At 21.7% G+C, this 21,777-nt stretch carries 23 protein-coding genes and 2 pseudogenes; 14 read left to right on the top strand and 11 right to left on the bottom strand.

The genetic code is table 4. The features are described 5' to 3' along the window. Positions 1-74: 74 nt before the first annotated feature. The 8 genes from AACL24_RS01420 to AACL24_RS01385 all read right to left on the bottom strand — a co-directional run bounded on the left by AACL24_RS01420 (position 75) and on the right by AACL24_RS01385 (position 5,274). Positions 75-671 carry an IS3 family transposase gene (locus tag AACL24_RS01420; protein WP_339048199.1) on the bottom strand — a complete coding sequence of 199 codons (597 nt, stop codon included), beginning with the start codon at positions 669-671 and terminating at the stop codon, positions 75-77. Further along, positions 661-855 carry an IS3 family transposase gene (locus tag AACL24_RS01415; protein WP_339047168.1) on the bottom strand — a complete coding sequence of 65 codons (195 nt, stop codon included), beginning with the start codon at positions 853-855 and terminating at the stop codon, positions 661-663. Before AACL24_RS01415 ends, AACL24_RS01420 begins: the two co-directional genes overlap by 11 nt. 442 nt (positions 856-1,297) lie before the next feature. Continuing rightward, a complete protein-coding gene (locus AACL24_RS01410; RefSeq protein ID WP_339048161.1) occupies positions 1,298-1,705 on the bottom strand; it encodes a transposase family protein in 408 nt (135 codons plus the stop codon). Between the two features lie 23 nt (positions 1,706-1,728). Next, complete coding sequence (locus tag AACL24_RS01405; RefSeq protein ID WP_339045912.1) at positions 1,729-2,151, bottom strand: transposase family protein; 423 nt, start codon at positions 2,149-2,151, stop codon at positions 1,729-1,731. A 40-nt stretch (positions 2,152-2,191) separates the two neighbouring features. Beyond that, positions 2,192-2,575, bottom strand: a complete 384-nt coding sequence (locus tag AACL24_RS01400) for a transposase family protein (protein WP_339049359.1) — start codon at positions 2,573-2,575, stop codon at positions 2,192-2,194. Continuing rightward, positions 2,572-3,012 (bottom strand): transposase family protein, encoded by a 441-nt coding sequence (locus AACL24_RS01395; RefSeq protein ID WP_339048197.1) that lies wholly within the window; start codon positions 3,010-3,012, stop codon positions 2,572-2,574. Before AACL24_RS01395 ends, AACL24_RS01400 begins: the two co-directional genes overlap by 4 nt. A gap of 48 nt (positions 3,013-3,060) precedes the next feature. Continuing rightward, on the bottom strand, positions 3,061-4,047 hold the full coding sequence (locus AACL24_RS01390) for an APC family permease (protein WP_339049357.1): 987 nt from the start codon (positions 4,045-4,047) through the stop codon (positions 3,061-3,063). 186 nt (positions 4,048-4,233) lie between these two features. Continuing rightward, entirely contained in the window at positions 4,234-5,274 is a 1,041-nt protein-coding gene (locus tag AACL24_RS01385) for an alpha/beta hydrolase (protein ID WP_339048195.1), read from the bottom strand. A 149-nt stretch (positions 5,275-5,423) separates the two neighbouring features. Between AACL24_RS01385 and AACL24_RS01380 the strand changes: the two genes are divergently transcribed. Both AACL24_RS01380 and AACL24_RS01375 read left to right on the top strand, forming a co-directional pair. Then, entirely contained in the window at positions 5,424-5,846 is a 423-nt protein-coding gene (locus tag AACL24_RS01380) for a transposase family protein (RefSeq protein WP_339045912.1), read from the top strand. A 23-nt stretch (positions 5,847-5,869) separates the two neighbouring features. Further along, complete coding sequence (locus AACL24_RS01375) at positions 5,870-6,277, top strand: transposase family protein (RefSeq protein WP_339045908.1); 408 nt, start codon at positions 5,870-5,872, stop codon at positions 6,275-6,277. A 511-nt stretch (positions 6,278-6,788) separates the two neighbouring features. On the opposite strand, the pseudogene AACL24_RS01370 reads toward AACL24_RS01375, so the two are convergent. Next, positions 6,789-7,619, bottom strand: a pseudogene (locus AACL24_RS01370) (IS5 family transposase). 243 nt (positions 7,620-7,862) lie between these two features. On the opposite strand from AACL24_RS01370, the gene AACL24_RS01365 reads away from it, so the two are divergent. Both AACL24_RS01365 and AACL24_RS01360 read left to right on the top strand, forming a co-directional pair. Beyond that, a complete protein-coding gene (locus AACL24_RS01365; protein ID WP_339048193.1) occupies positions 7,863-8,540 on the top strand; it encodes a hypothetical protein in 678 nt (225 codons plus the stop codon). 405 nt (positions 8,541-8,945) lie between these two features. Continuing rightward, positions 8,946-10,160: an IS256 family transposase gene (locus tag AACL24_RS01360; protein ID WP_339048191.1), complete on the top strand. Its 1,215-nt coding sequence runs from the start codon at positions 8,946-8,948 to the stop codon at positions 10,158-10,160. Positions 10,161-10,400: 240 nt separating this feature from the next. Here AACL24_RS01360 and AACL24_RS01355 read toward each other — a convergent pair. After that, positions 10,401-11,229: pseudogene (locus AACL24_RS01355) on the bottom strand (IS5 family transposase). A gap of 191 nt (positions 11,230-11,420) precedes the next feature. Between AACL24_RS01355 and uvrA the strand changes: the two are divergent. The 10 genes from uvrA to AACL24_RS01305 all read left to right on the top strand — a co-directional run bounded on the left by uvrA (position 11,421) and on the right by AACL24_RS01305 (position 20,370). Further along, entirely contained in the window at positions 11,421-14,291 is a 2,871-nt protein-coding gene (gene uvrA / locus AACL24_RS01350) for an excinuclease ABC subunit UvrA (RefSeq protein ID WP_339048189.1), read from the top strand. 231 nt (positions 14,292-14,522) lie between these two features. Then, on the top strand, positions 14,523-14,984 hold the full coding sequence (locus tag AACL24_RS01345; RefSeq protein WP_339048187.1) for a hypothetical protein: 462 nt from the start codon (positions 14,523-14,525) through the stop codon (positions 14,982-14,984). 73 nt (positions 14,985-15,057) lie between these two features. Continuing rightward, positions 15,058-15,887, top strand: a protein-coding gene (locus AACL24_RS01340) for an IS5 family transposase (protein WP_339048186.1) whose coding sequence is annotated in 2 segments (ribosomal slippage) — positions 15,058-15,454 and positions 15,454-15,887 — 831 coding nt in all. Because the reading frame shifts where the segments join, the coding sequence is not laid out codon by codon here. A 504-nt stretch (positions 15,888-16,391) separates the two neighbouring features. Beyond that, complete coding sequence (locus AACL24_RS01335; protein ID WP_339048184.1) at positions 16,392-16,916, top strand: hypothetical protein; 525 nt, start codon at positions 16,392-16,394, stop codon at positions 16,914-16,916. A gap of 106 nt (positions 16,917-17,022) precedes the next feature. Further along, entirely contained in the window at positions 17,023-17,979 is a 957-nt protein-coding gene (locus AACL24_RS01330) for an SGNH/GDSL hydrolase family protein (protein ID WP_252320986.1), read from the top strand. Between the two features lie 55 nt (positions 17,980-18,034). Beyond that, on the top strand, positions 18,035-18,700 hold the full coding sequence (locus AACL24_RS01325; RefSeq protein ID WP_339048181.1) for a hypothetical protein: 666 nt from the start codon (positions 18,035-18,037) through the stop codon (positions 18,698-18,700). An 87-nt stretch (positions 18,701-18,787) separates the two neighbouring features. Further along, positions 18,788-19,210: a transposase family protein gene (locus tag AACL24_RS01320; protein ID WP_339045912.1), complete on the top strand. Its 423-nt coding sequence runs from the start codon at positions 18,788-18,790 to the stop codon at positions 19,208-19,210. Between the two features lie 23 nt (positions 19,211-19,233). Beyond that, positions 19,234-19,641: a transposase family protein gene (locus AACL24_RS01315; RefSeq protein WP_339045908.1), complete on the top strand. Its 408-nt coding sequence runs from the start codon at positions 19,234-19,236 to the stop codon at positions 19,639-19,641. Between the two features lie 196 nt (positions 19,642-19,837). Beyond that, positions 19,838-20,080: a hypothetical protein gene (locus AACL24_RS01310; RefSeq protein ID WP_339048179.1), complete on the top strand. Its 243-nt coding sequence runs from the start codon at positions 19,838-19,840 to the stop codon at positions 20,078-20,080. After that, entirely contained in the window at positions 20,056-20,370 is a 315-nt protein-coding gene (locus AACL24_RS01305) for a hypothetical protein (protein ID WP_339048177.1), read from the top strand. Before AACL24_RS01310 ends, AACL24_RS01305 begins: the two co-directional genes overlap by 25 nt. A gap of 378 nt (positions 20,371-20,748) precedes the next feature. Here AACL24_RS01305 and AACL24_RS01300 read toward each other — a convergent pair. Continuing rightward, a protein-coding gene (locus AACL24_RS01300) for an IS5 family transposase (protein WP_339048175.1) occupies positions 20,749-21,578 on the bottom strand; the annotation gives its coding sequence in 2 pieces (ribosomal slippage) (positions 20,749-21,182 and positions 21,182-21,578; 831 coding nt in all). Positions 21,579-21,777 lie beyond the last annotated feature (199 nt).

Below are 21,777 nucleotides of genomic sequence, written 5' to 3'. Positions count from 1 at the left end.
AATAAAAAAGATAGGTAATCTATGATGTTTGATAAATTAAAAACTGGATGGTGGAATGGCAACACTTTTTAGGACTATTTTTTGGTAAACATTTGTTGTTGATATTTAACTGGAGTTAAGTAGTTTAAAGTGCTGTGAATTCTTATATTGTTATATCAATTGATGTAATCAAATAATTCTAATTTTAATTGGATTAATGATGTAAAATTTTTATCATTAATAAATTCGGTTTTAAAAGTTTTAAAAGTTGCTTCAGCAACAGCATTATCATAAGGACAACCTTTTTTACTTAAAGAACGGTTAATGTTGAATGCTAGTAAAAGTTTATCAATAATTTTATTGTTAAATTCATTACCGCGATCACTATGAAATATTTGAATATCTTTTAAACAGCGATTTGATTGCATAAATGCTTGATGTACTAATGATGCATCTTTTTTAACTCCAACACTATGTCCGATAATTTCGCGGTTAAATAGGTCTATTAATAGGCAAATATAGTTTCACCTACCATTAACTTGTACATAAGTTAAATCACTAACAATAACTTCATTTTTAATCCTATTCTTAAATTTTCTATTAACAAGATTAGTTATTTGACTATCGTTAACTTTGTTATTATGATTTTTGAATGATAATTTAGTATATTTTGATATTAAATTATCATTCATTCATAATTTTTTTAATTTTTCTGCGCGATAAATAAATTTCTTGGTTTTCTAGAATTTTTTTTAATCTTCTAGTACCATAAACTTCTTTATTTTCTTTAAAAGCACTAATAACAGCTTCATCATAAATATTATTTTTGATTTTATTTTCTTTTTTCTTTAAATTAAAATAATAGACTTCTTGCAAAACTATGATATTAATCACATTTTTTAAGTTTAAAAATTTATTTTAATAACACTTTTAATATTTTTTAAAAATTATTGTTCAAAATATGTTTTATTTTTTGTCATTAAAATACAACAAAAATTATTATTTCAAATAAAAAAATAAAATATTAAATTATCAAATATATTTAAATTAATAATTGTAAATTATAAATTGAAGCTATTAAATTAAATCTTAATGCAAATTTTTTTCTTCTATTTCGGACATATTCCGTAATTAAATTTAATTAATTGTCAATAAAATTGTTTTAAAACTATTTAGTGTTATTGAATATAGAAATAAATATTTTTTGAAAAAATAGTTTAAAAAATGAGTTTACATTTTAAACAAAAAATTGTTAATAATATTTTTATATTAACTCGATAAAAATTTAAATTTTAAAAAAATATTTTTAATATTTTTTTTATTTTAATGGTTTTATTTTATTAAAAATTTCACAAAGTAAGTTAAATCTTAAGTACATAAGTCTAAATTTAGATTTTCTACATTTATTTACTAAAATTTTGAATCTTTTCAATCAAGCAAAGACATGTTCAACTTTAATTCTAATTTTAGATACAATCTTATTGTATTTTCTTTCTTGTTTAGTTAATTTTTTATTTTTAGTTCTTTTAATTGGTATTATTGTATTTTTATAAATATTTTGTATACCTTGATATCCTAAATCACCAATAATTATTGTTTTTTCTGAAAATTCAAATCTTGAATTTTTTAATATTTGAAAATCATGCACTTTACCATTATCAGCAAAAATATCAACAATTTTTTTATTAAAAAAATCATATACAATTTGAAATTTTATAGAATACATTCAACTTTTACCAGAAAAATATTCTAACTGTAGTTTTTTTTAGTTGGTCTTTCAATTTCAATCTCAGTTGAATCAATTAAATAAAATTGAAATTCATTTGAATTTTCTTGTTTTTTATCAATTTTTAATTTATATCTTTCTTTTAAAAATTGGTAATCTTTGTGGTTACTAAGTTTATTTTCTACTCAAGTAATATTTCGAAAACAACTTGATGGGCTCATTTTAGATTTAATACTCATTTGAAAAAAAGTATAATATTCTTTTCAGTATAATAAAGTCATCATTAATCTTTCTTCTACTGAAAGTTTATTTTTTCGACCTTTATTTTTTTCTAATTTTTCTATTTCAATTAATTTTTCTAACATTTCATTAAAATGAAAACGTTTTATACCAAAATATCTATAAAATTCTTCATTTTTTAATTTTTTTAAATTTTCAAAAATCATTTTTATCAACACTTTTCTAAATTTATTGTTAATAACAAAATTATAAAATAAATTTTAAAATTATTAATTGACTTTTAAAAAATTTAATTACGGAATATGTCTTTCGATATTTTTCACTAATAATTTTAAATTTTTTAAGAATCGCAAAAACATGTTCAATAACAACTCTCATTTTTGAAATAGCCTTATTATTTTTCTTTTCTTCTTTAGTTAAAGGGTTTTTCTTTGATTTTCGTTTAGGTAATAAGACATTTTTATGTATGTTTTGTATACCTTGATATCCTAAATCTACTAAAATAGTTGTTTCTGATAAAAATTTCGTTTTTGAATTTTTTAAAATTTTAAAATCATGATTTTTACCATAAGAAAAATAAGAACTTATAATTTTTTTACTATCTTTTTCAATTATGACTTGAGTTTTTATTGTATGTTTTTTCTTTTTTCCTGAATAATATTGTTTTTGACTTTTTTTGGGCGTTGAATAGTACTTTCAGTCACATCAATGATAACTGTTTTATCTTTAAAATTATTATTTAACAGTGATTTTTGCCCATCAAGTTGTTGAAAATCAGGATGTTTTATTAAAGTATTTTCTATTCACTTGATATTCCTATAGCAACTACTTTCACTAATTCCATAACTTTTAGCAATATGAAAATAAGTTCGATACTCTCTTCAATATTTTAAAGTCATTAATAAACGATTTTCTAATGATAATTTATTAGGTGTACCACCATTTTTAAACTTTTTTACTTCTTCTGTCTTTAAAATTTCTAGAATTTTATTAAAAATAATATCATTTATACCAGTTAATCTTAATAATTCTGGATTGTTAATAGTTTTTAATTTATCAAACATCATAGATTACCTATCTTTTTTATTTTTAATTTTATTTTAAAAATTAAATTTTTAATAGATAGGTTTTGCAAGAAGTCTAATGACTGAATTAGCAATTAATTTTAAAAAACTAATAGCAATAATAAAGTAATTAGTTACTTCATACAATTGATTTCATAAAATATAAATTAAAGCAGCAAATATTAATAGTAACATAGCAGCTCATGGCATATTAGTTCTTTTAGTTGTTTTTTGAAAAAGTTTAAACAAATCTTTTTCTTCACTCATTTTAAAAATTAAACGTGATTGATAAAGTAGAAATGCATTTAGTGAACCAACAAATAATAAAATTGCTAGTCCTGAAAAAATATAAGCTAAAACACGAGGAATATTAGGATTATTGATAATAGCATAATATCAAACGTTACTAAATTCTTTATTTTTATCTAATCATGAAAGTGGTTCATTAATAGTTAACAAAGCAATTAATAGTATTAAATATAAAAAGATAATTAGTCCTGTTGCAACAATTAAAGCTCAAAGTACATTTTTTCTTGGATTTTCTACTTCTTCAGTAACATAAGTTATTGCTTCAATTCCTGAATAGGCAAATAGTGTCATTGTTGTTGCTGGTAATAAAACATAAGTTGCAAGAAAAATTTTTGATAAATCTTTTTGAACTATTTCACTATTAAAGCTATCTGTATTGCCATAAATCATAGCAATAAATAAAACAAAAGTAATTGGTAATCCTTTTAAAATTGTAAAAATAATTTGTGTTTTTCCAGAACTATTTTTAATAAATATTTGGACTATAGCTAATGCAAATAAAATTAAAATTCCAAATAATTTTATCAACCATTGGTTAGTAATATGAGCTAAAGTACCAATAATATTACCTAATGCTAAAGTAGCAGAAGCAACGGCAGTAGCACTAACCATTAAAACTAAAATCCATCCCAATCAAAACGAACAAGCCATTCAATTTGCTTTTTTTAATCAATAATAAGCACTTCCATTTCCTGGAAAAGAAATAGCAGTTTCTGCTAGTAATAACATTTCTGGCAAAATTAAAATACCGCCTAAAATTCAGGCACATATCATTAAAATCGGATTAAATCCACTTTGAAACGCTACTTGTCCAAATGAAATTAGTACTGATGATCCAACTGTGGCAGAAATTGCCATCATTAATATTACTCAAAACGAATACTTCTTTTTTAATTTCATGTCTTTTTCCTATCTCTATTTTTTTATTTCGTATGTATTGAAAAAATTTTTTATTTTATTAATGTAAGTTTGATAAGCATTTGGTAAGGTTTCAATATGACCAATATTTTCCAAAAATAAATAATCATAATTTTTATAATGGAGTTTAACTTGATAATTATGAATGACATTAGCCATGAAAAATGGGAAAAAATTATCTTTTTTACCGTGAATTAATAAAGTAGGAACTTGAAAACCTGTTTTGCTTTTTTTTAATAAATCATATTCTAAAATATTTGTATTTGTAAATTTTTGATATCTTTTGGCTAAACCATTACTAATTAATCATCAAGGTTTTTTATAACGGTATTGCATGACGTAACGAAATTGAACAAGTAGATTAGAGAATCCACAATCAGTAATTGCCCAGTTAATTAAATTGGTTACTTTATATTTAAATAAGTAATAATTAATTGTTGATGCACCCATACTATTACCAATTAAACCAATACTGCTAACTTGATAATTATCTTTTATTCAATTAATTAAACAATTAATATTTTCAGCACAAGTAAGACCAATGTCACTATATTGGCCATAAGTTTTACCGTGAGCAACACTATCAAAAGTTAAAATATTGTATCCTTCTTCATAAAATCATGACACTAATCTTAATGCTAAATATTTATTTTCTGTTCAACCATGAAAGCCAATAATTCATTTATCACTTTTCTTTTTTTGAATGACAGTTAGACAACTAATGTTTTGATTATTATCATTTTTAATGGTAAATTCTTGATAATTTTCTTTTTTTCAATCAATTGGATAGCCATATTTATTAAGATCTTTAATTTGACAATCATATTGATGATAATTAAAACTATTAATATCAACTGTTTGTTCGTTATTTATTTTAAATTTACCTTCTTTTTGATAAGAAAAGCAAAATTCTAAAAAGTGTTTTTGATATTTTTTTGAATAAAAATAAACAAAAAGAAATAATAGAATAACTAATAAAATTTTTCTAAAAGAATAACAAAATTTTTTATAACCAGTTAATAAAATTTTTTGATTCACAGACGTGTTGATTACTGTCATTTTTTAAGTTTTTTCTAAACTACTAAAGACATATTCCGTAATTAAATTTTTTAAAAGTCAATTAATAATTTTAAAATTTATTTTATAATTTTGTTATTAACAATAAATTTAGAAAAGTGTTGATAAAAATGATTTTTGAAAATTTAAAAAAATTAAAAAATGAAGAATTTTATAGATATTTTGGTATAAAACGTTTTCATTTTAATGAAATGTTAGAAAAATTAATTGAAATAGAAAAATTAGAAAAAAATAAAGGTCGAAAAAATAAACTTTCAGTAGAAGAAAGATTAATGATGACTTTATTATACTGAAAAGAATATTATACTTTTTTTCAAATGAGTATTAAATCTAAAATGAGCCCATCAAGTTGTTTTCGAAATATTACTTGAGTAGAAAATAAACTTAGTAACCACAAAGATTACCAATTTTTAAAAGAAAGATATAAATTAAAAATTGATAAAAAACAAGAAAATTCAAATGAATTTCAATTTTATTTAATTGATTCAACTGAGATTGAAATTGAAAGACCAACTAAAAAAAACTACAGTTAGAATATTTTTCTGGTAAAAGTTGAATGTATTCTATAAAATTTCAAATTGTATATGATTTTTTTAATAAAAAAATTGTTGATATTTTTGCTGATAATGGTAAAGTGCATGATTTTCAAATATTAAAAAATTCAAATCTTGAATTTTCAGAAAAAACAATAATTATTGGTGATTTAGGATATCAAGGTATACAAAATATTTATAAAAATACAATAATACCAATTAAAAGAACTAAAAATAAAAAATTAACTAAACAAGAAAGAAAATACAATAAGATTGTATCTAAAATTAGAATTAAAGTTGAACATGTCTTTGCTTGATTGAAAAGATTCAAAATTTTAGTAAATAAATGTAGAAAATCTAAATTTAGACTTATGTACTTAAGATTTAACTTACTTTGTGAAATTTTTAATAAAATAAAACCATTAAAATAAAAAAAATATTAAAAATATTTTTTTAAAATTTAAATTTTTATCGAGTTAATATAAAAATATTATTAACAATTTTTTGTTTAAAATGTAAACTCATTTTTTAAACTATTTTTTCAAAAAATATTTATTTCTATATTCAATAACACTAAATAGTTTTAAAACAATTTTATTGACAATTAATTAAATTTAATTACGGAATATGTCCTAATTATTTTACACTATCTTATCAAATGTTTAAAATATTAATGTATGTTAATTTAATTATTTTTCAATTTTCATATACATAAAAATCAAGTTTCTATAGTTAGTTGGAGATAAAAATTTTTTATTTAATTAGACTTCTTGCAAAACTATGATATTAATCACATTTTTTAAGTTTAAAAATTTATTTTAATAACACTTTTAATATTTTTTAAAAATTATTGTTCAAAATATGTTTTATTTTTTGTCATTAAAATACAACAAAAATTATTATTTCAAATAAAAAAATAAAATATTAAATTATCAAATATATTTAAATTAATAATTGTAAATTATAAATTGAAGCTATTAAATTAAATCTTAATGCAAATTTTTTTCTTCTATTTCGATATTTTTCACTAATAATTTTAAATTTTTTAAGAATCGCAAAAACATGTTCAATAACAACTCTCATTTTTGAAATAGCCTTATTATTTTTCTTTTCTTCTTTAGTTAAAGGGTTTTTCTTTGATTTTCGTTTAGGTAATAAGACATTTTTATGTATGTTTTGTATACCTTGATATCCTAAATCTACTAAAATAGTTGTTTCTGATAAAAATTTCGTTTTTGAATTTTTTAAAATTTTAAAATCATGATTTTTACCATAAGAAAAATAAGAACTTATAATTTTTTTTACTATCTTTTTCAATTATGACTTGAGTTTTTATTGTATGTTTTTTCTTTTTTCCTGAATAATATTGTTTTTGACTTTTTTTGGGCGTTGAATAGTACTTTCAGTCACATCAATGATAACTGTTTTATCTTTAAAATTATTATTTAACAGTGATTTTTGCCCATCAAGTTGTTGAAAATCAGGATGTTTTATTAAAGTATTTTCTATTCACTTGATATTCCTATAGCAACTACTTTCACTAATTCCATAACTTTTAGCAATATGAAAATAAGTTCGATACTCTCTTCAATATTTTAAAGTCATTAATAAACGATTTTCTAATGATAATTTATTACGTGTACCACCATTTTTAAACTTTTTTACTTCTTTTGTCTTTAAAATTTCTAGAATTTTATTAAAAATAATATCATTTATACCAGTTAATCTTAATAATTCTGGATTGTTAATAGTTTTTAATTTATCAAACATCATAGATTACCTATCTTTTTTATTTTTAATTTTATTTTAAAAATTAAATTTTTAATAGATAGGTTTTGCAAGAAGTCTATTTTATCAATAATTGCTTTGTAGGAAAGTTTATTGTATAGTAATTTTTTCATTTGTAAACTTTAAGTGAGATTTATTTAAAATTGAAACAAAATAATATTTTCAATAATTTTCATTATTAATAAAAATAGTATACGAGAATTTTAATAAAAAGGAGGATACTTAAAAATGATAAATGAAAAAAATAAGACAGTAGAAGAAGATAGTATTACTACTGTTAATGTTGATGATAGCGATTGTCAAGCAAAAATGGAAAAATTAAATAAAAAATTGCAAGAAACAGCTAATGAATTAGAAGAAATAAGTAGTCTTTATGCAAAATCAGTAAAAGAATCATTAGATAAATCAAAAAAAATTAAAGAACTAGAAGATAAAATTGATGAATTGGAAGAACAATTAAAAGCATGTAGAGAAAAAAATAAAAAATTAGAAGGTCTTGAAGATAAAGTTAAAAAATTAGAAGAAGATTTAAAAGAATGTAAAGCAAAAAGAGAAGAACTAGAAGCACAGTTAAAAGATTGCCAAGAAAAAAATAAAAAATCAGATGAAAGTAAAGGACAATGAATTCCTGGTGAATATAAATCAATGCCTGTTGGATCAAAAATGCCAGAAGGTTGAGTAAAAGTAGATCTTGCTAAAGGTTTAACAATAGTTCAGAGTGATAAAGAAGGAAAAACATCAGGAAGTGTTGGAAAACACAATCATACATTTTTAAATAATGGTCAGGTATGAACCACTCCTGCTTCAGCAAAAATAGTTTTTATTAATGAAAGAACTTCAGGATCATTAGGTTCTAAATATGTACCATTCTTAGAACCTGTTTGGAATCTTTTGAAAAATTATTAATACAGTTTTTGAGTTTTAATTTATGTTAAAAATAACATGATTAAATGTATTTTATTTTTTTTTATTTTTATTATTAAAAAAAAGACATATTCCGTAATTAAATTTTTTAAAAGTCAATTACGGAATATGTCTCGAGAATAATTTAGCTGCTGGAATATTTGCTGAACTTTGACAATATCAAGGAGAAAATAGTAGTAGTTAAAGTTAATAAAAAAGAAAGAAAAAAATAAGATAAATAAAGTTAATGGATAAATTTATATAATTTAAGTAAATAAAATTATTCCAATTATTTTTTATTAGAAAAAAAATATGGTAATGTTTAGTAATCTGTGTAACTTACAAAAATAACTATGTTTAATTAATTCTAGTAAATATAATTAATTTTCTAGAAAGAGTGAGTTACAGATGGCTAAAAAGCAAAATATTAATAATAATGATCCAATATCAAAAGCAGTAGATTTATTATTAGAAAATACTGAAGATTTAACAACAGTTTTTAAAGAGGGAGGATTGTATAAAGAATTAACAAAAAGATTAGTAGAAAAAATGTTGAATTCTGAGATGCAAAATTATTTGGGATATGAAAAGAATCAAGATAGTAATAGTGACAATGCTCGTAATGGTATAAGTTCAAAAAAAATAATAACTCAACAAGGTAAAATTGAGATTGATGTACCACGAGATCGCAATAGTAATTTTAATCCTATAATAGTTGCAAAAAGACAAAGAAGATTTGATGGTTTTGATCAACAAGTTCTTTCTTTATATGCAAAAGGTATGACATTATCAGATATTAGAATGCAATTACAAGAGTTATATCATGGTGCTGATATTAGTGAAAGTGTTATTAGTCAAATTACTGATGATGTTATTGATGATGTAAAAGCATGGCAAAATCGACCATTAGAAAGTGTCTATCCGATTGTTTATTTTGATTGCATAGTAGTTAAAGTACGACAAGATAAAAGGATTATTAATAAATCAGTTTATATAGCTTTAGGAGTTGATTTAGAAGGTAAAAAAGATGTTTTAGGTTTATGAATTAGTGAAAATGAAGGTGCTAAATTTTGATTAGCAAATTTAACAGAAATGAAAAATCGTGGCTTAAATGATATTCTTATTGCCTGCAGTGATAATTTAACAGGCATGTCAGAAGCAATACAATCAGTTTATCTTAAAACAGAACATCAATTATGCATAGTTCATCAAATTAGAAATAGTTTGAAATATGTCTCATATAAGCATAGAAAATCTCTAGTTGCAGATTTAAAACCAATTTATACTGCATGTAGTGAAGAACAAGCAATGCAGGCTTTAGAATCCTTTGAAAATAAGTGAAATAAACAATATCCTCAAATTGCTAAATCTTGATATAAAAATTGAGATAATTTAATGGTTTTTATTAGTTATCTTACAGAAATCAAAAGAGTTATTTATACAACAAATGCTATTGAATCTGTAAATAGTCAATTACGAAAAGTTATCAGAAATAAAAAAGTTTTTCCTAATGATATGGCAGTTTTTAAAATATTTTATTTAGCAATTGAAAATATAACAAAAAAATGAACAATGCCCATTCAAAATTGAAATACAGCAATTGCTCATTTTTTTGTAATTTAAGTTTTTATATACTTTTTTTGCACTAAATAATTTTAAAATTTTAAATATTGATTTAGATAATAGACTTCTTGCAAAACTATGATATTAATCACATTTTTTAAGTTTAAAAATTTATTTTAATAACACTTTTAATATTTTTTAAAAATTATTGTTCAAAATATGTTTTATTTTTTGTCATTAAAATACAACAAAAATTATTATTTCAAATAAAAAAATAAAATATTAAATTATCAAATATATTTAAATTAATAATTGTAAATTATAAATTGAAGCTATTAAATTAAATATTAATGCAAATTTTTTTCTTCTATTTCGATATTTTTCACTAATAATTTTAAATTTTTTAAGAATCGCAAAAACATGTTCAATAACAACTCTCATTTTTGAAATAGCCTTATTATTTTTCTTTTCTTCTTTAGTTAAAGGGTTTTTCTTTGATTTTCGTTTAGGTAATAAGACATTTTTATGTATGTTTTGTATACCTTGATATCCTAAATCTACTAAAATAGTTGTTTCTGATAAAAATTTCGTTTTTGAATTTTTTAAAATTTTAAAATCATGATTTTTACCATAAGAAAAATAAGAACTTATAATTTTTTACTATCTTTTTCAATTATGAGTTGAGTTTTTATTGTATGTTTTTTCTTTTTTCCTGAATAATATTGTTTTTGACTTTTTTTGGGCGTTGAATAGTACTTTCAGTCACATCAATGATAACTGTTTTATCTTTAAAATTATTATTTAACAGTGATTTTTGCCCATCAAGTTGTTGAAAATCAGGATGTTTTATTAAAGTATTTTCTATTCACTTGATATTCCTATAGCAACTACTTTCACTAATTCCATAACTTTTAGCAATATGAAAATAAGTTCGATACTCTCTTCAATATTCTAAAGTTATTAATAAACGATTTTCTAATGATAATTTATTAGGTGTACCACCATTTTTAAACTTTTTTACTTCTTCTGTCTTTAAAATTTCTAGAATTTTATTAAAAATAATATCATTTATACCAGTTAATCTTAATAATTCTGGATTGTTAATAGTTTTTAATTTATCAAACATCATAGATTACCTATCTTTTTTATTTTTAATTTTATTTTAAAAATTAAATTTTTAATAGATAGGTTTTGCAAGAAGTCTAATATTTTAAAATAATTATAATTGATATTCTTTAGTATTAATTAGCAATAATGCTATTAAAGTTAACTATATATAGTATATAATTAATTAGAAAGAGCATATAAGTGGAGGAATAAATGACAGATAATCAAAAATATATTACTGTTAAAGGTGCACGTGAACATAATTTAAAAAATGTTAATATTAAAATTCCAAAGTATAAGTTAGTAGTTATTACTGGTGTCTCAGGAAGTGGTAAATCATCATTAGCTTTTAATACAATTTATGCAGAAGGAAGGCGAAGATATGTTGAATCACTTTCAGCCTATGCTCGTCAATTTTTAGGAAACAGTGAAAAACCTGATGTTGATGCTATTGATGGTTTAGCACCAGCAATTTCTATTGATCAAAAAACTACAAGTAATAATCCTCGCAGTACTGTTGGTACTGTTACTGAAATTTATGATTATTTGCGTTTACTTTATGCACGGATTGGAACTCCTTATTGTAATAAGGGTCATGGTCCAATTAGCACGCAAACTTTAAAAGAAATGGTTAATAAAATTAAAACGTTAGAAGATAATACTAATATTGAAATTTTAGCACCAGTTATTAATGCTAAAAAAGGTAGTCATCAAGATTTATTAGCAAAATTAAAACAAGAAAATTTTTTGCGAGTTAAAATTAATAATAAAATATATAGTTTAGATGAACCAATTGAATTGAATAAATCATTACGTCATGATATTGATATTGTTATTGATCGTATTAAATTTACCAATGATGATAATACTATTTCACGAATTCATGATGCTTTAGAAGTTGCTTTAAATCATAGTAATGGTTTAGCAAAGGTTATTTTATCGCAAACAAATGAAACGTGATTATTTTCTCAAAAGTATGCTTGTAAAATTTGTGGATTTTCAATTCCCAGTTTAGAACCGCGTTTATTTTCTTTTAATGCACCCAGTGGAGCGTGTTTTGATTGTAAAGGTTTGGGAGTAAAATTAGAAGTTGACGAAGAATTATTAATGCCAGATTTAAAATTATCAATTAATGATGGTGGCATTGAGTATTATAAAAACTTAGTTGGTACTAGTAATTTAGAATGACAAAAATTAAAAGTTCTTTGTTATCATTATTTAATTGATTTGAATCAGCCATTAAAAAATTTAACAAAAGCACAACTTAATTATATTATGCGTGGTAGTGATGAAGCCATTACTTTCAGTATTACTTCGGCAAATGGTCGTAAATATCCTAATCATGATTATATTGAAGGTATTGCCACTTTAATTGAAAGACGTTTTTTAGAAACAACTAGTGATTTTGCCCGTGATTATTATCGTAAATTTATGAGTGAACGTACTTGTTTAACTTGTCAAGGAACAAGATTAAATGAATTTGCACTAGCAGTTAAAATTAAAGATGAAAATAATAAAGAAATGAATATTAGTCAATATACTAATTTAGACATCGAAGAAAGTTTAACATTTATGTTAAATATTAAATTATTACCTTATCAACAAGAAATTGCTAAATTAATATTAGTAGAAATCATTAATCGTTTAAGTTTTTTAACTAATGTTGGTTTAGGATATTTAAACTTATCACGAATGGCACAAACTTTATCTGGTGGTGAATCACAACGAATTCGATTAGCAACTCAAATTGGTTCACAATTAACGGGAGTATTGTATGTTCTTGATGAACCTTCAATTGGTTTACATCAACGTGATAATGTTAAGTTAATTGAAACTTTAAAACAAATGCGAGATCTTGATAATACATTATTAGTAGTAGAACACGATGAAGATACAATGTGAGCAGCAGATTGATTAATTGATATTGGTCCAAAAGCTGGAATTTATGGTGGTGAAGTAATTGCTGAAGGTACACCACAGCAAGTTGCTAATAATCCTAATTCAATTACTGGACAATATTTAAATGGTGAAAAATTTATTGCATTACCTAAATCAAGAAGAAGTGGTAATGGCAAAGTTATTGAAATTCAAGAAGCACAAGCTAATAATTTACGTAAAATAAATGTTAAATTACCTTTAGGTAAATTTATTTGTGTTACTGGTGTTTCAGGAAGTGGTAAATCAACGCTTGTTAATGATATTTTATATACTAGTATTCAAAAGTATTTAGGTTTAAAGGGACAACGACCAGGAAAACATAAAGAAATAAAAGGGATTGAATTTATTGATAAAATTGTTGCTATTTCGCAAGAACCGATTGGCAGAACACCAAGGAGTAATCCTGCTACTTATACTTCAGTTTTTGATGATATTCGTGATTTATTTACACAAACACCAGAAGCAAAAATTAGAGGATATTCTAAAGGTAGATTTTCATTTAATGTACCAGGAGGAAGATGTGAACGTTGTTCTGGTGATGCTGTTATTAAAATTGCGATGTATTTTTTACCTGATGTTTATGTAACTTGCGAAATTTGTGAAGGAAAACGTTATAATAGTGAAACATTACAAGTTAAATATAAAGGTAAAAATATTTATGATGTACTAGAACTGCCTGTTGATTTAGCATTAACTTTTTTTGCTAATCATCCAAAAATCCATAAAAAGTTAGCAATGATACAAGAAGTGGGATTAGGATATGTAAAATTAGGACAACCCGCTACTGAATTATCTGGTGGTGAAGCACAAAGAGTGAAACTAGCTAAAGAATTACAAAAACGTGCTACTGGCAAAACTATGTATATTTTAGATGAACCAACTACTGGTTTACACGTTGATGATATTAAAAGGTTAATTGAAGTTTTAAATAAAATTGTTAATCATGGTGATACTGTTGTTGTAATTGAACATAACTTAGAAGTTATTAAAGTTGCTGATTACATTATTGATCTAGGACCTGAGGGTGGTAAATTTGGTGGTGAAATCATTGCTACAGGAACACCAGAACAAGTAATAACAAATCCTAAGTCTTATACTGGACAATATTTAAAAGCAGTTATTAATCGCGATTTGAGTAGAAAATAATTAAAATATTTTCTGTAGTATTCTTGAATTTTAACAAAAGAAGTGGAGAAATAAAATGTCTTTAGAAGTAGTACCAAATTTAAAAGAAATACTTATAAATTCAACTATACAAAATGTTAAAAGTAATATAATAAAGTTAAAAGAAGTTTTTAGCACTTCTTCTAATATACAATACTTAGAATATTGATTTATTTTTTTTGAAAAAGATTTTTTTTAAAAAATTTAAAAATAATGGAAAAACAGTATCAATGAATGCAAAAATTTTTAGTGAAAGTAAAAGATGAAGTATTTAATGATGAAAGAAAAGAACTTGAATTTCTTTCTTTTAAGTTTGAAAAAGAAAATTTTTTTCCATGAGATAAAGAATTAGAGTTTGAATTACTTGAATTTACTTTAATGTGAGAGGAACAAAAACAGAAGGAAAAGGGTAAACTTATTGATAAAATTACAGCATTAAAAATAGAATTAAATTGTAAATTAAGTAGTAAAAAATGAGAATTAAAAGAAAAATTATATAAAATTAATAATCAACAAGAAATTATTTTAAATTTTCATAATAATAGTCTTAAAAAAATAGAAGTTTTTCAAAAACAGAAAACAAGTAAGATTTTTAAATTTAAAAGTAAATTAGTTAGGTTTTTCACTTTTGGTTATTATAATTTTGAAATAAGATTAGTTAATAGAATAGAATAGACTTCTTGCAAAACCTATCTATTAAAAATTTAATTTTTAAAATAAAATTAAAAATAAAAAAGATAGGTAATCTATGATGTTTGATAAATTAAAAACTATTAACAATCCAGAATTATTAAGATTAACTGGTATAAATGATATTATTTTTAATAAAATTCTAGAAATTTTAAAGACAGAAGAAGTAAAAAAGTTTAAAAATGGTGGTACACCTAATAAATTATCATTAGAAAATCGTTTATTAATGACTTTAGAACATTGAAGAGAGTATCGAACTTATTTTCATATTGCTAAAAGTTATGGAATTAGTGAAAGTAGTTGCTATAGGAATATCAAGTGAATAGAAAATACTTTAATAAAACATCCTGATTTTCAACAACTTGATGGGCAAAAATCACTGTTAAATAATAATTTTAAAGATAAAACAGTTATCATTGATGTGACTGAAAGTACTATTCAACGCCCAAAAAAAGTCAAAAACAATATTATTCAGGAAAAAAGAAAAAACATACAATAAAAACTCAAGTCATAATTGAAAAAGATAGTAAAAAAATTATAAGTTCTTATTTTTCTTATGGTAAAAATCATGATTTTAAAATTTTAAAAAATTCAAAAACGAAATTTTTATCAGAAACAACTATTTTAGTAGATTTAGGATATCAAGGTATACAAAACATACATAAAAATGTCTTATTACCTAAACGAAAATCAAAGAAAAACCCTTTAACTAAAGAAGAAAAGAAAAATAATAAGGCTATTTCAAAAATGAGAGTTGTTATTGAACATGTTTTTGCGATTCTTAAAAAATTTAAAATTATTAGTGAAAAATATCGAAATAGAAGAAAAAAATTTGCATTAAGATTTAATTTAATAGCTTCAATTTATAATTTACAATTATTAATTTAAATATATTTGATAATTTAATATTTTATTTTTTTATTTGAAATAATAATTTTTGTTGTATTTTAATGACAAAAAATAAAACATATTTTGAACAATAATTTTTAAAAAATATTAAAAGTGTTATTAAAATAAATTTTTAAACTTAAAAAATGTGATTAATATCATAGTTTTGCAAGAAGTCTAATGTGAAAAAGTTGTTTTAAATAATCAAAAAGAGCAACTTTATAAAATTGGATTAAAAATTTGTAATATCAAAAAAAGTTTGAATAAAGTTGAAATAAAAATTAGAAAAAAAAGACAAAGACTTAATTTATTTAAAGAAAATATTGTCTCTCTTGTTAAGGAAATAAATTCAATTAATGTACAAAATACTGAAATTTCAACAAACAATAGATTAATAACACAACTATAGTTATTATTTTTATTTGTAATCTAAAATTGGAGAAAATTATTTCCATTTATATGATAAAATTTTACTTATATATAGACATGAAAGGATTTGTCACTTTGGAAAAAAGAGTATATTTTTTAAAGTTTAATAAAAAAATTCTTAAAATGGATTTAATAAGTTTTGGAACTGGTTTAATAGGTATTTTTTTGGGAATTCTAAGTATTTTAGCATTACAACCTTTTTGAGATAATGATAAAGTATCACTTTGAATAACTGTTGTTGCAATTTTTTTTGATATTACTAGTTTTACTTTAGCTTTTCTACCTTTTTTCTTAATGTTCCGTTTAATTAGATTAAAGAAAACTTTGATAAAACAAAATATGAAATTATATCGAAAAGATCAATTTAGTATTTCGCTTGATTTTCTTAGTTTTTGTTTAGGTATTATTGGAACAAGTTGCGAAATTATTAGTCTTATTGTGCTTTTACCTCAATTTAATGATAATAAAGTTTTTTCATATCAAATTACTATTGTTGCTGTTGTTTTAAATATTATTAGTTGTATTACTTGTTTAATGGCAACATTAATTAGTATTAATATTATTAAAAATTATAAACAAAGAGGAAATTCTATTATTTAAATATGATAATGTCCACTTTTAGCATAATTATTTTTTGTACTATGACAAGCTAAATCAATTATGTTAAGATATTTTCAGTTTAAGTTTATTGTTAGAAGGAGAAGTCATGAATGATAATCAAAAAATAAAAGGTAATTTTTATGTTCTAGGAGATAGTTTATCAGACACAGGAGCATTAGTAAGTGGTTTTACAGCTCTTTTTAAGCATTTAAAAATACCTAAAATAGTTAAAATGTTACCACCATTTTATAAAAATTCTTTTTCTAATGGTCCTGTGGCAGCACAAATTATTGCCGATTATTTGCATATAAATTTAACTTCTGCTTGAAGATTTGATCTTTTTTTATTTGCTGATGAGCAAATTGGTAATAATTATGCAGTTAGTGGAGCTTTAGCTAGTAGAAAAAAAGAATTAACAGTAGAAAGTTTTGTTATTAATCATTTTGATATTACTCATCAAGTAGATGCTTTAATTAGTCAGCATCATATTAATAGTAATGATATAATTTTAGTAGAGTTTGGTGGTAATGATATTTTATATGCTTTTAAACAATCATTATTAAACGACCAAGAAGAAATTATTAATAAAGCAGTTGAGTTAATAAAAAATGCTTTAACTAAATTGATAAATAAGGGTGCTCAACGTATTTTATTATGTAATGTTCCTAATATGAGTATTATCCCTTTATTTAAAAATAAAGAAAAAGATAAGGAACGTATTTTAAATTTAACTACTAATTTTAATAAAATGTTAGATAGTGTTATTGAAGAATTAAATAAAAATAAAAAAAATATTATTAAATATGATATGTTTGCAGCGATAACAAATGCTATTAATAAGTTTAAAAGCTTGAATATTAATAACAATATTATTGATGCAGCAGTTACTACTGATTTTAGTGAAATAATTAATAATGGTATTATTGTTCCTCATTTCAATGAAGGTGTTAATGAAGAAAATATTAATAATTATTTCTTTTTTGATAGCATTCACCCTAATAAATGAGCACATAATATTATGGCTCAAGAATTAATTAAATTAATAAATGATAATAAGAATTAATTAGAAATATTTATTTATAAGAGTTATAATTTTGTTATAAAGGAAAAAAATAAATATGAAAAAAGAATGAGTTAAATTAATTAAAGTAGACTTTATGCATGGTGTTGAAGAACCTTGATGTAATAACAAAAGTGTTGCAATATTACCATTTATAATTAAAGATGATGGTAGTCGTTATTTTATGCAAACATGTGAGAGTAATCCTTTATTTAATAAAAATAAGTTGGGTAAATATAGTTCAATTACTGGTGGAGTGGAAAATAATAATTCTTTGGAAACAGTTTATAATGAAATGAGAGAAGAAACTGGTATTTTTTTAACAAAAGATACACCTATTTACTTTTTGGGTACTCATTATGCTTCAAAAATAAGCACTAAAGTATGATATTATTATGCAATTGATTTAACTGCACTTAATTTGGATATTAATGATAAATATTATGGTGTTGGTGATGGAACAATAGGAGAAAATAGTTTATATAGTAAATTTATTCCTGAAACAGAATTACGGTTTTCAAACGATTCTTTTTCTCTGACAATTTATGGTAAGTTATTCAATTCTATAAGTCACAATTGTTTTAAAAACATTAATTTTAAAACATTATTATTAAACAATTATTGCGATTCAAAAGCAGAAATATTTAATTCTGCAACTAATAATAATTTGAAGATAAATATTTTTATTTCTGGTATAGCTAATAATTATAGACATATTCCGTAATTAAATTTTTTAAAAGTCAATTAATAATTTTAAAATTTATTTTATAATTTTGTTATTAACAATAAATTTAGAAAAGTGTTGATAAAAATGATTTTTGAAAATTTAAAAAAATTAAAAAATGAAGAATTTTATAGATATTTTGGTATAAAACGTTTTCATTTTAATGAAATGTTAGAAAAATTAATTGAAATAGAAAAATTAGAAAAAAATAAAGGTCGAAAAAATAAACTTTCAGTAGAAGAAAGATTAATGATGACTTTATTATACTGAAAAGAATATTATACTTTTTTTCAAATGAGTATTAAATCTAAAATGAGCCCATCAAGTTGTTTTCGAAATATTACTTGAGTAGAAAATAAACTTAGTAACCACAAAGATTACCAATTTTTAAAAGAAAGATATAAATTAAAAATTGATAAAAAACAAGAAAATTCAAATGAATTTCAATTTTATTTAATTGATTCAACTGAGATTGAAATTGAAAGACCAACTAAAAAAAACTACAGTTAGAATATTTTTCTGGTAAAAGTTGAATGTATTCTATAAAATTTCAAATTGTATATGATTTTTTTAATAAAAAAATTGTTGATATTTTTGCTGATAATGGTAAAGTGCATGATTTTCAAATATTAAAAAATTCAAATCTTGAATTTTCAGAAAAAACAATAATTATTGGTGATTTAGGATATCAAGGTATACAAAATATTTATAAAAATACAATAATACCAATTAAAAGAACTAAAAATAAAAAATTAACTAAACAAGAAAGAAAATACAATAAGATTGTATCTAAAATTAGAATTAAAGTTGAACATGTCTTTGCTTGATTGAAAAGATTCAAAATTTTAGTAAATAAATGTAGAAAATCTAAATTTAGACTTATGTACTTAAGATTTAACTTACTTTGTGAAATTTTTAATAAAATAAAACCATTAAAATAAAAAAAATATTAAAAATATTTTTTTAAAATTTAAATTTTTATCGAGTTAATATAAAAATATTATTAACAATTTTTTGTTTAAAATGTAAACTCATTTTTTAAACTATTTTTTCAAAAAATATTTATTTCTATATTCAATAACACTAAATAGTTTTAAAACAATTTTATTGACAATTAATTAAATTTAATTACGGAATATGTCCTATGAAGAATTTGGTACTATAAAGAAAAGTAAAAAATTTGTATTTGATTTATCAAATTTCTTATGTAAAGAAAATAAGAAAATAATAAATGCATTTGGAATCGGCGTTGGTGATGAAATAGTAAGTGGTGCTGTTAAGTATGCCAAAGAAAATAGTATTGTTTTGGATAAAATTCTTGATGTATGACCATTTCCTCAACAATTTAAAAAAAGTTGACCAAATATCGTAATCAGTTAATAGATAAAGCAGACATTGTACTATTTATTTTTGGTAATAAAATGGATGAAAATAATAATATTGTTTTATCAAAAGGTGTATTAAATGAATTTGAAATTGCTAGAAATAAAAATAAAATAATAATTCCTATAGCTTCAACTGGTTATGCTGCTAAAGAAATATTTATAAAAATAGAAAATGATATAGAAAATTTTAAATATTTAAAAGATTATTTACATGTTCTTAAGAATGAAAAAAATGCCGCAAAGATAGTTAAAACTATTATTCAAATTTTAGATAATATTAACTAGTAATATTTATTTATATTTTATTTCTTGGTGGTAATTGTGGAGGCGTACCACTTCCAATTGAACTTAGTTGTCTTAAATAATTAATAAAATGATAATCTCATTTTTCAGAAACTAAATCACCAGTATTTTTTTCATTTTTATTTTTATCAATAGTTTCATAAATATGATTTAAATTTTGATTGATAGATGATGAGATAATAGACTTCTTGCAAAACTATGATATTAATCACATTTTTTAAGTTTAAAAATTTATTTTAATAACACTTTTAATATTTTTTAAAAATTATTGTTCAAAATATGTTTTATTTTTTGTCATTAAAATACAACAAAAATTATTATTTCAAATAAAAAAATAAAATATTAAATTATCAAATATATTTAAATTAATAATTGTAAATTATAAATTGAAGCTATTAAATTAAATCTTAATGCAAATTTTTTTCTTCTATTTCGATATTTTTCACTAATAATTTTAAATTTTTTAAGAATCGCAAAAACATGTTCAATAACAACTCTCATTTTTGAAATAGCCTTATTATTTTTCTTTTCTTCTTTAGTTAAAGGGTTTTTCTTTGATTTTCGTTTAGGTAATAAGACATTTTTATGTATGTTTTGTATACCTTGATATCCTAAATCTACTAAAATAGTTGTTTCTGATAAAAATTTCGTTTTTGAATTTTTTAAAATTTTAAAATCATGATTTTTACCATAAGAAAAATAAGAACTTATAATTTTTTTACTATCTTTTTCAATTATGACTTGAGTTTTTATTGTATGTTTTTTCTTTTTTCCTGAATAATATTGTTTTTGACTTTTTTTGGGCGTTGAATAGTACTTTCAGTCACATCAATGATAACTGTTTTATCTTTAAAATTATTATTTAACAGTGATTTTTGCCCATCAAGTTGTTGAAAATCAGGATGTTTTATTAAAGTATTTTCTATTCACTTGATATTCCTATAGCAACTACTTTCACTAATTCCATAACTTTTAGCAATATGAAAATAAGTTCGATACTCTCTTCAATATTCTAAAGTCATTAATAAACGATTTTCTAATGATAATTTATTAGGTGTAGCACCATTTTTAAACTTTTTTACTTCTTCTGTCTTTAAAATTTCTAGAATTTTATTAAAAATAATATCATTTATACCAGTTAATCTTAATAATTCTGGATTGTTAATAGTTTTTAATTTATCAAACATCATAGATTACCTATCTTTTTTATTTTTAATTTTATTTTAAAAATTAAATTTTTAATAGATAGGTTTTGCAAGAAGTCTAATATTTTTTAATACTAATTCAAAAGGAATATAGTTGCTATTCATAAAAAGTTAACACCAATTTCTAATATTTTAATTTTTAACAATTTTTAAAAAATTATATCATAATAATTTTATTTGATAA

Source organism: Spiroplasma endosymbiont of Colias croceus (assembly GCF_964020095.1).
Classification (GTDB): Bacteria; Bacillota_I; Bacilli_A; order Mycoplasmatales; family VBWQ01; genus Spiroplasma_E.
Note: the sequence above shows the minus strand (reverse complement) of the source record. Positions and strands in the feature narration are given on the sequence as shown.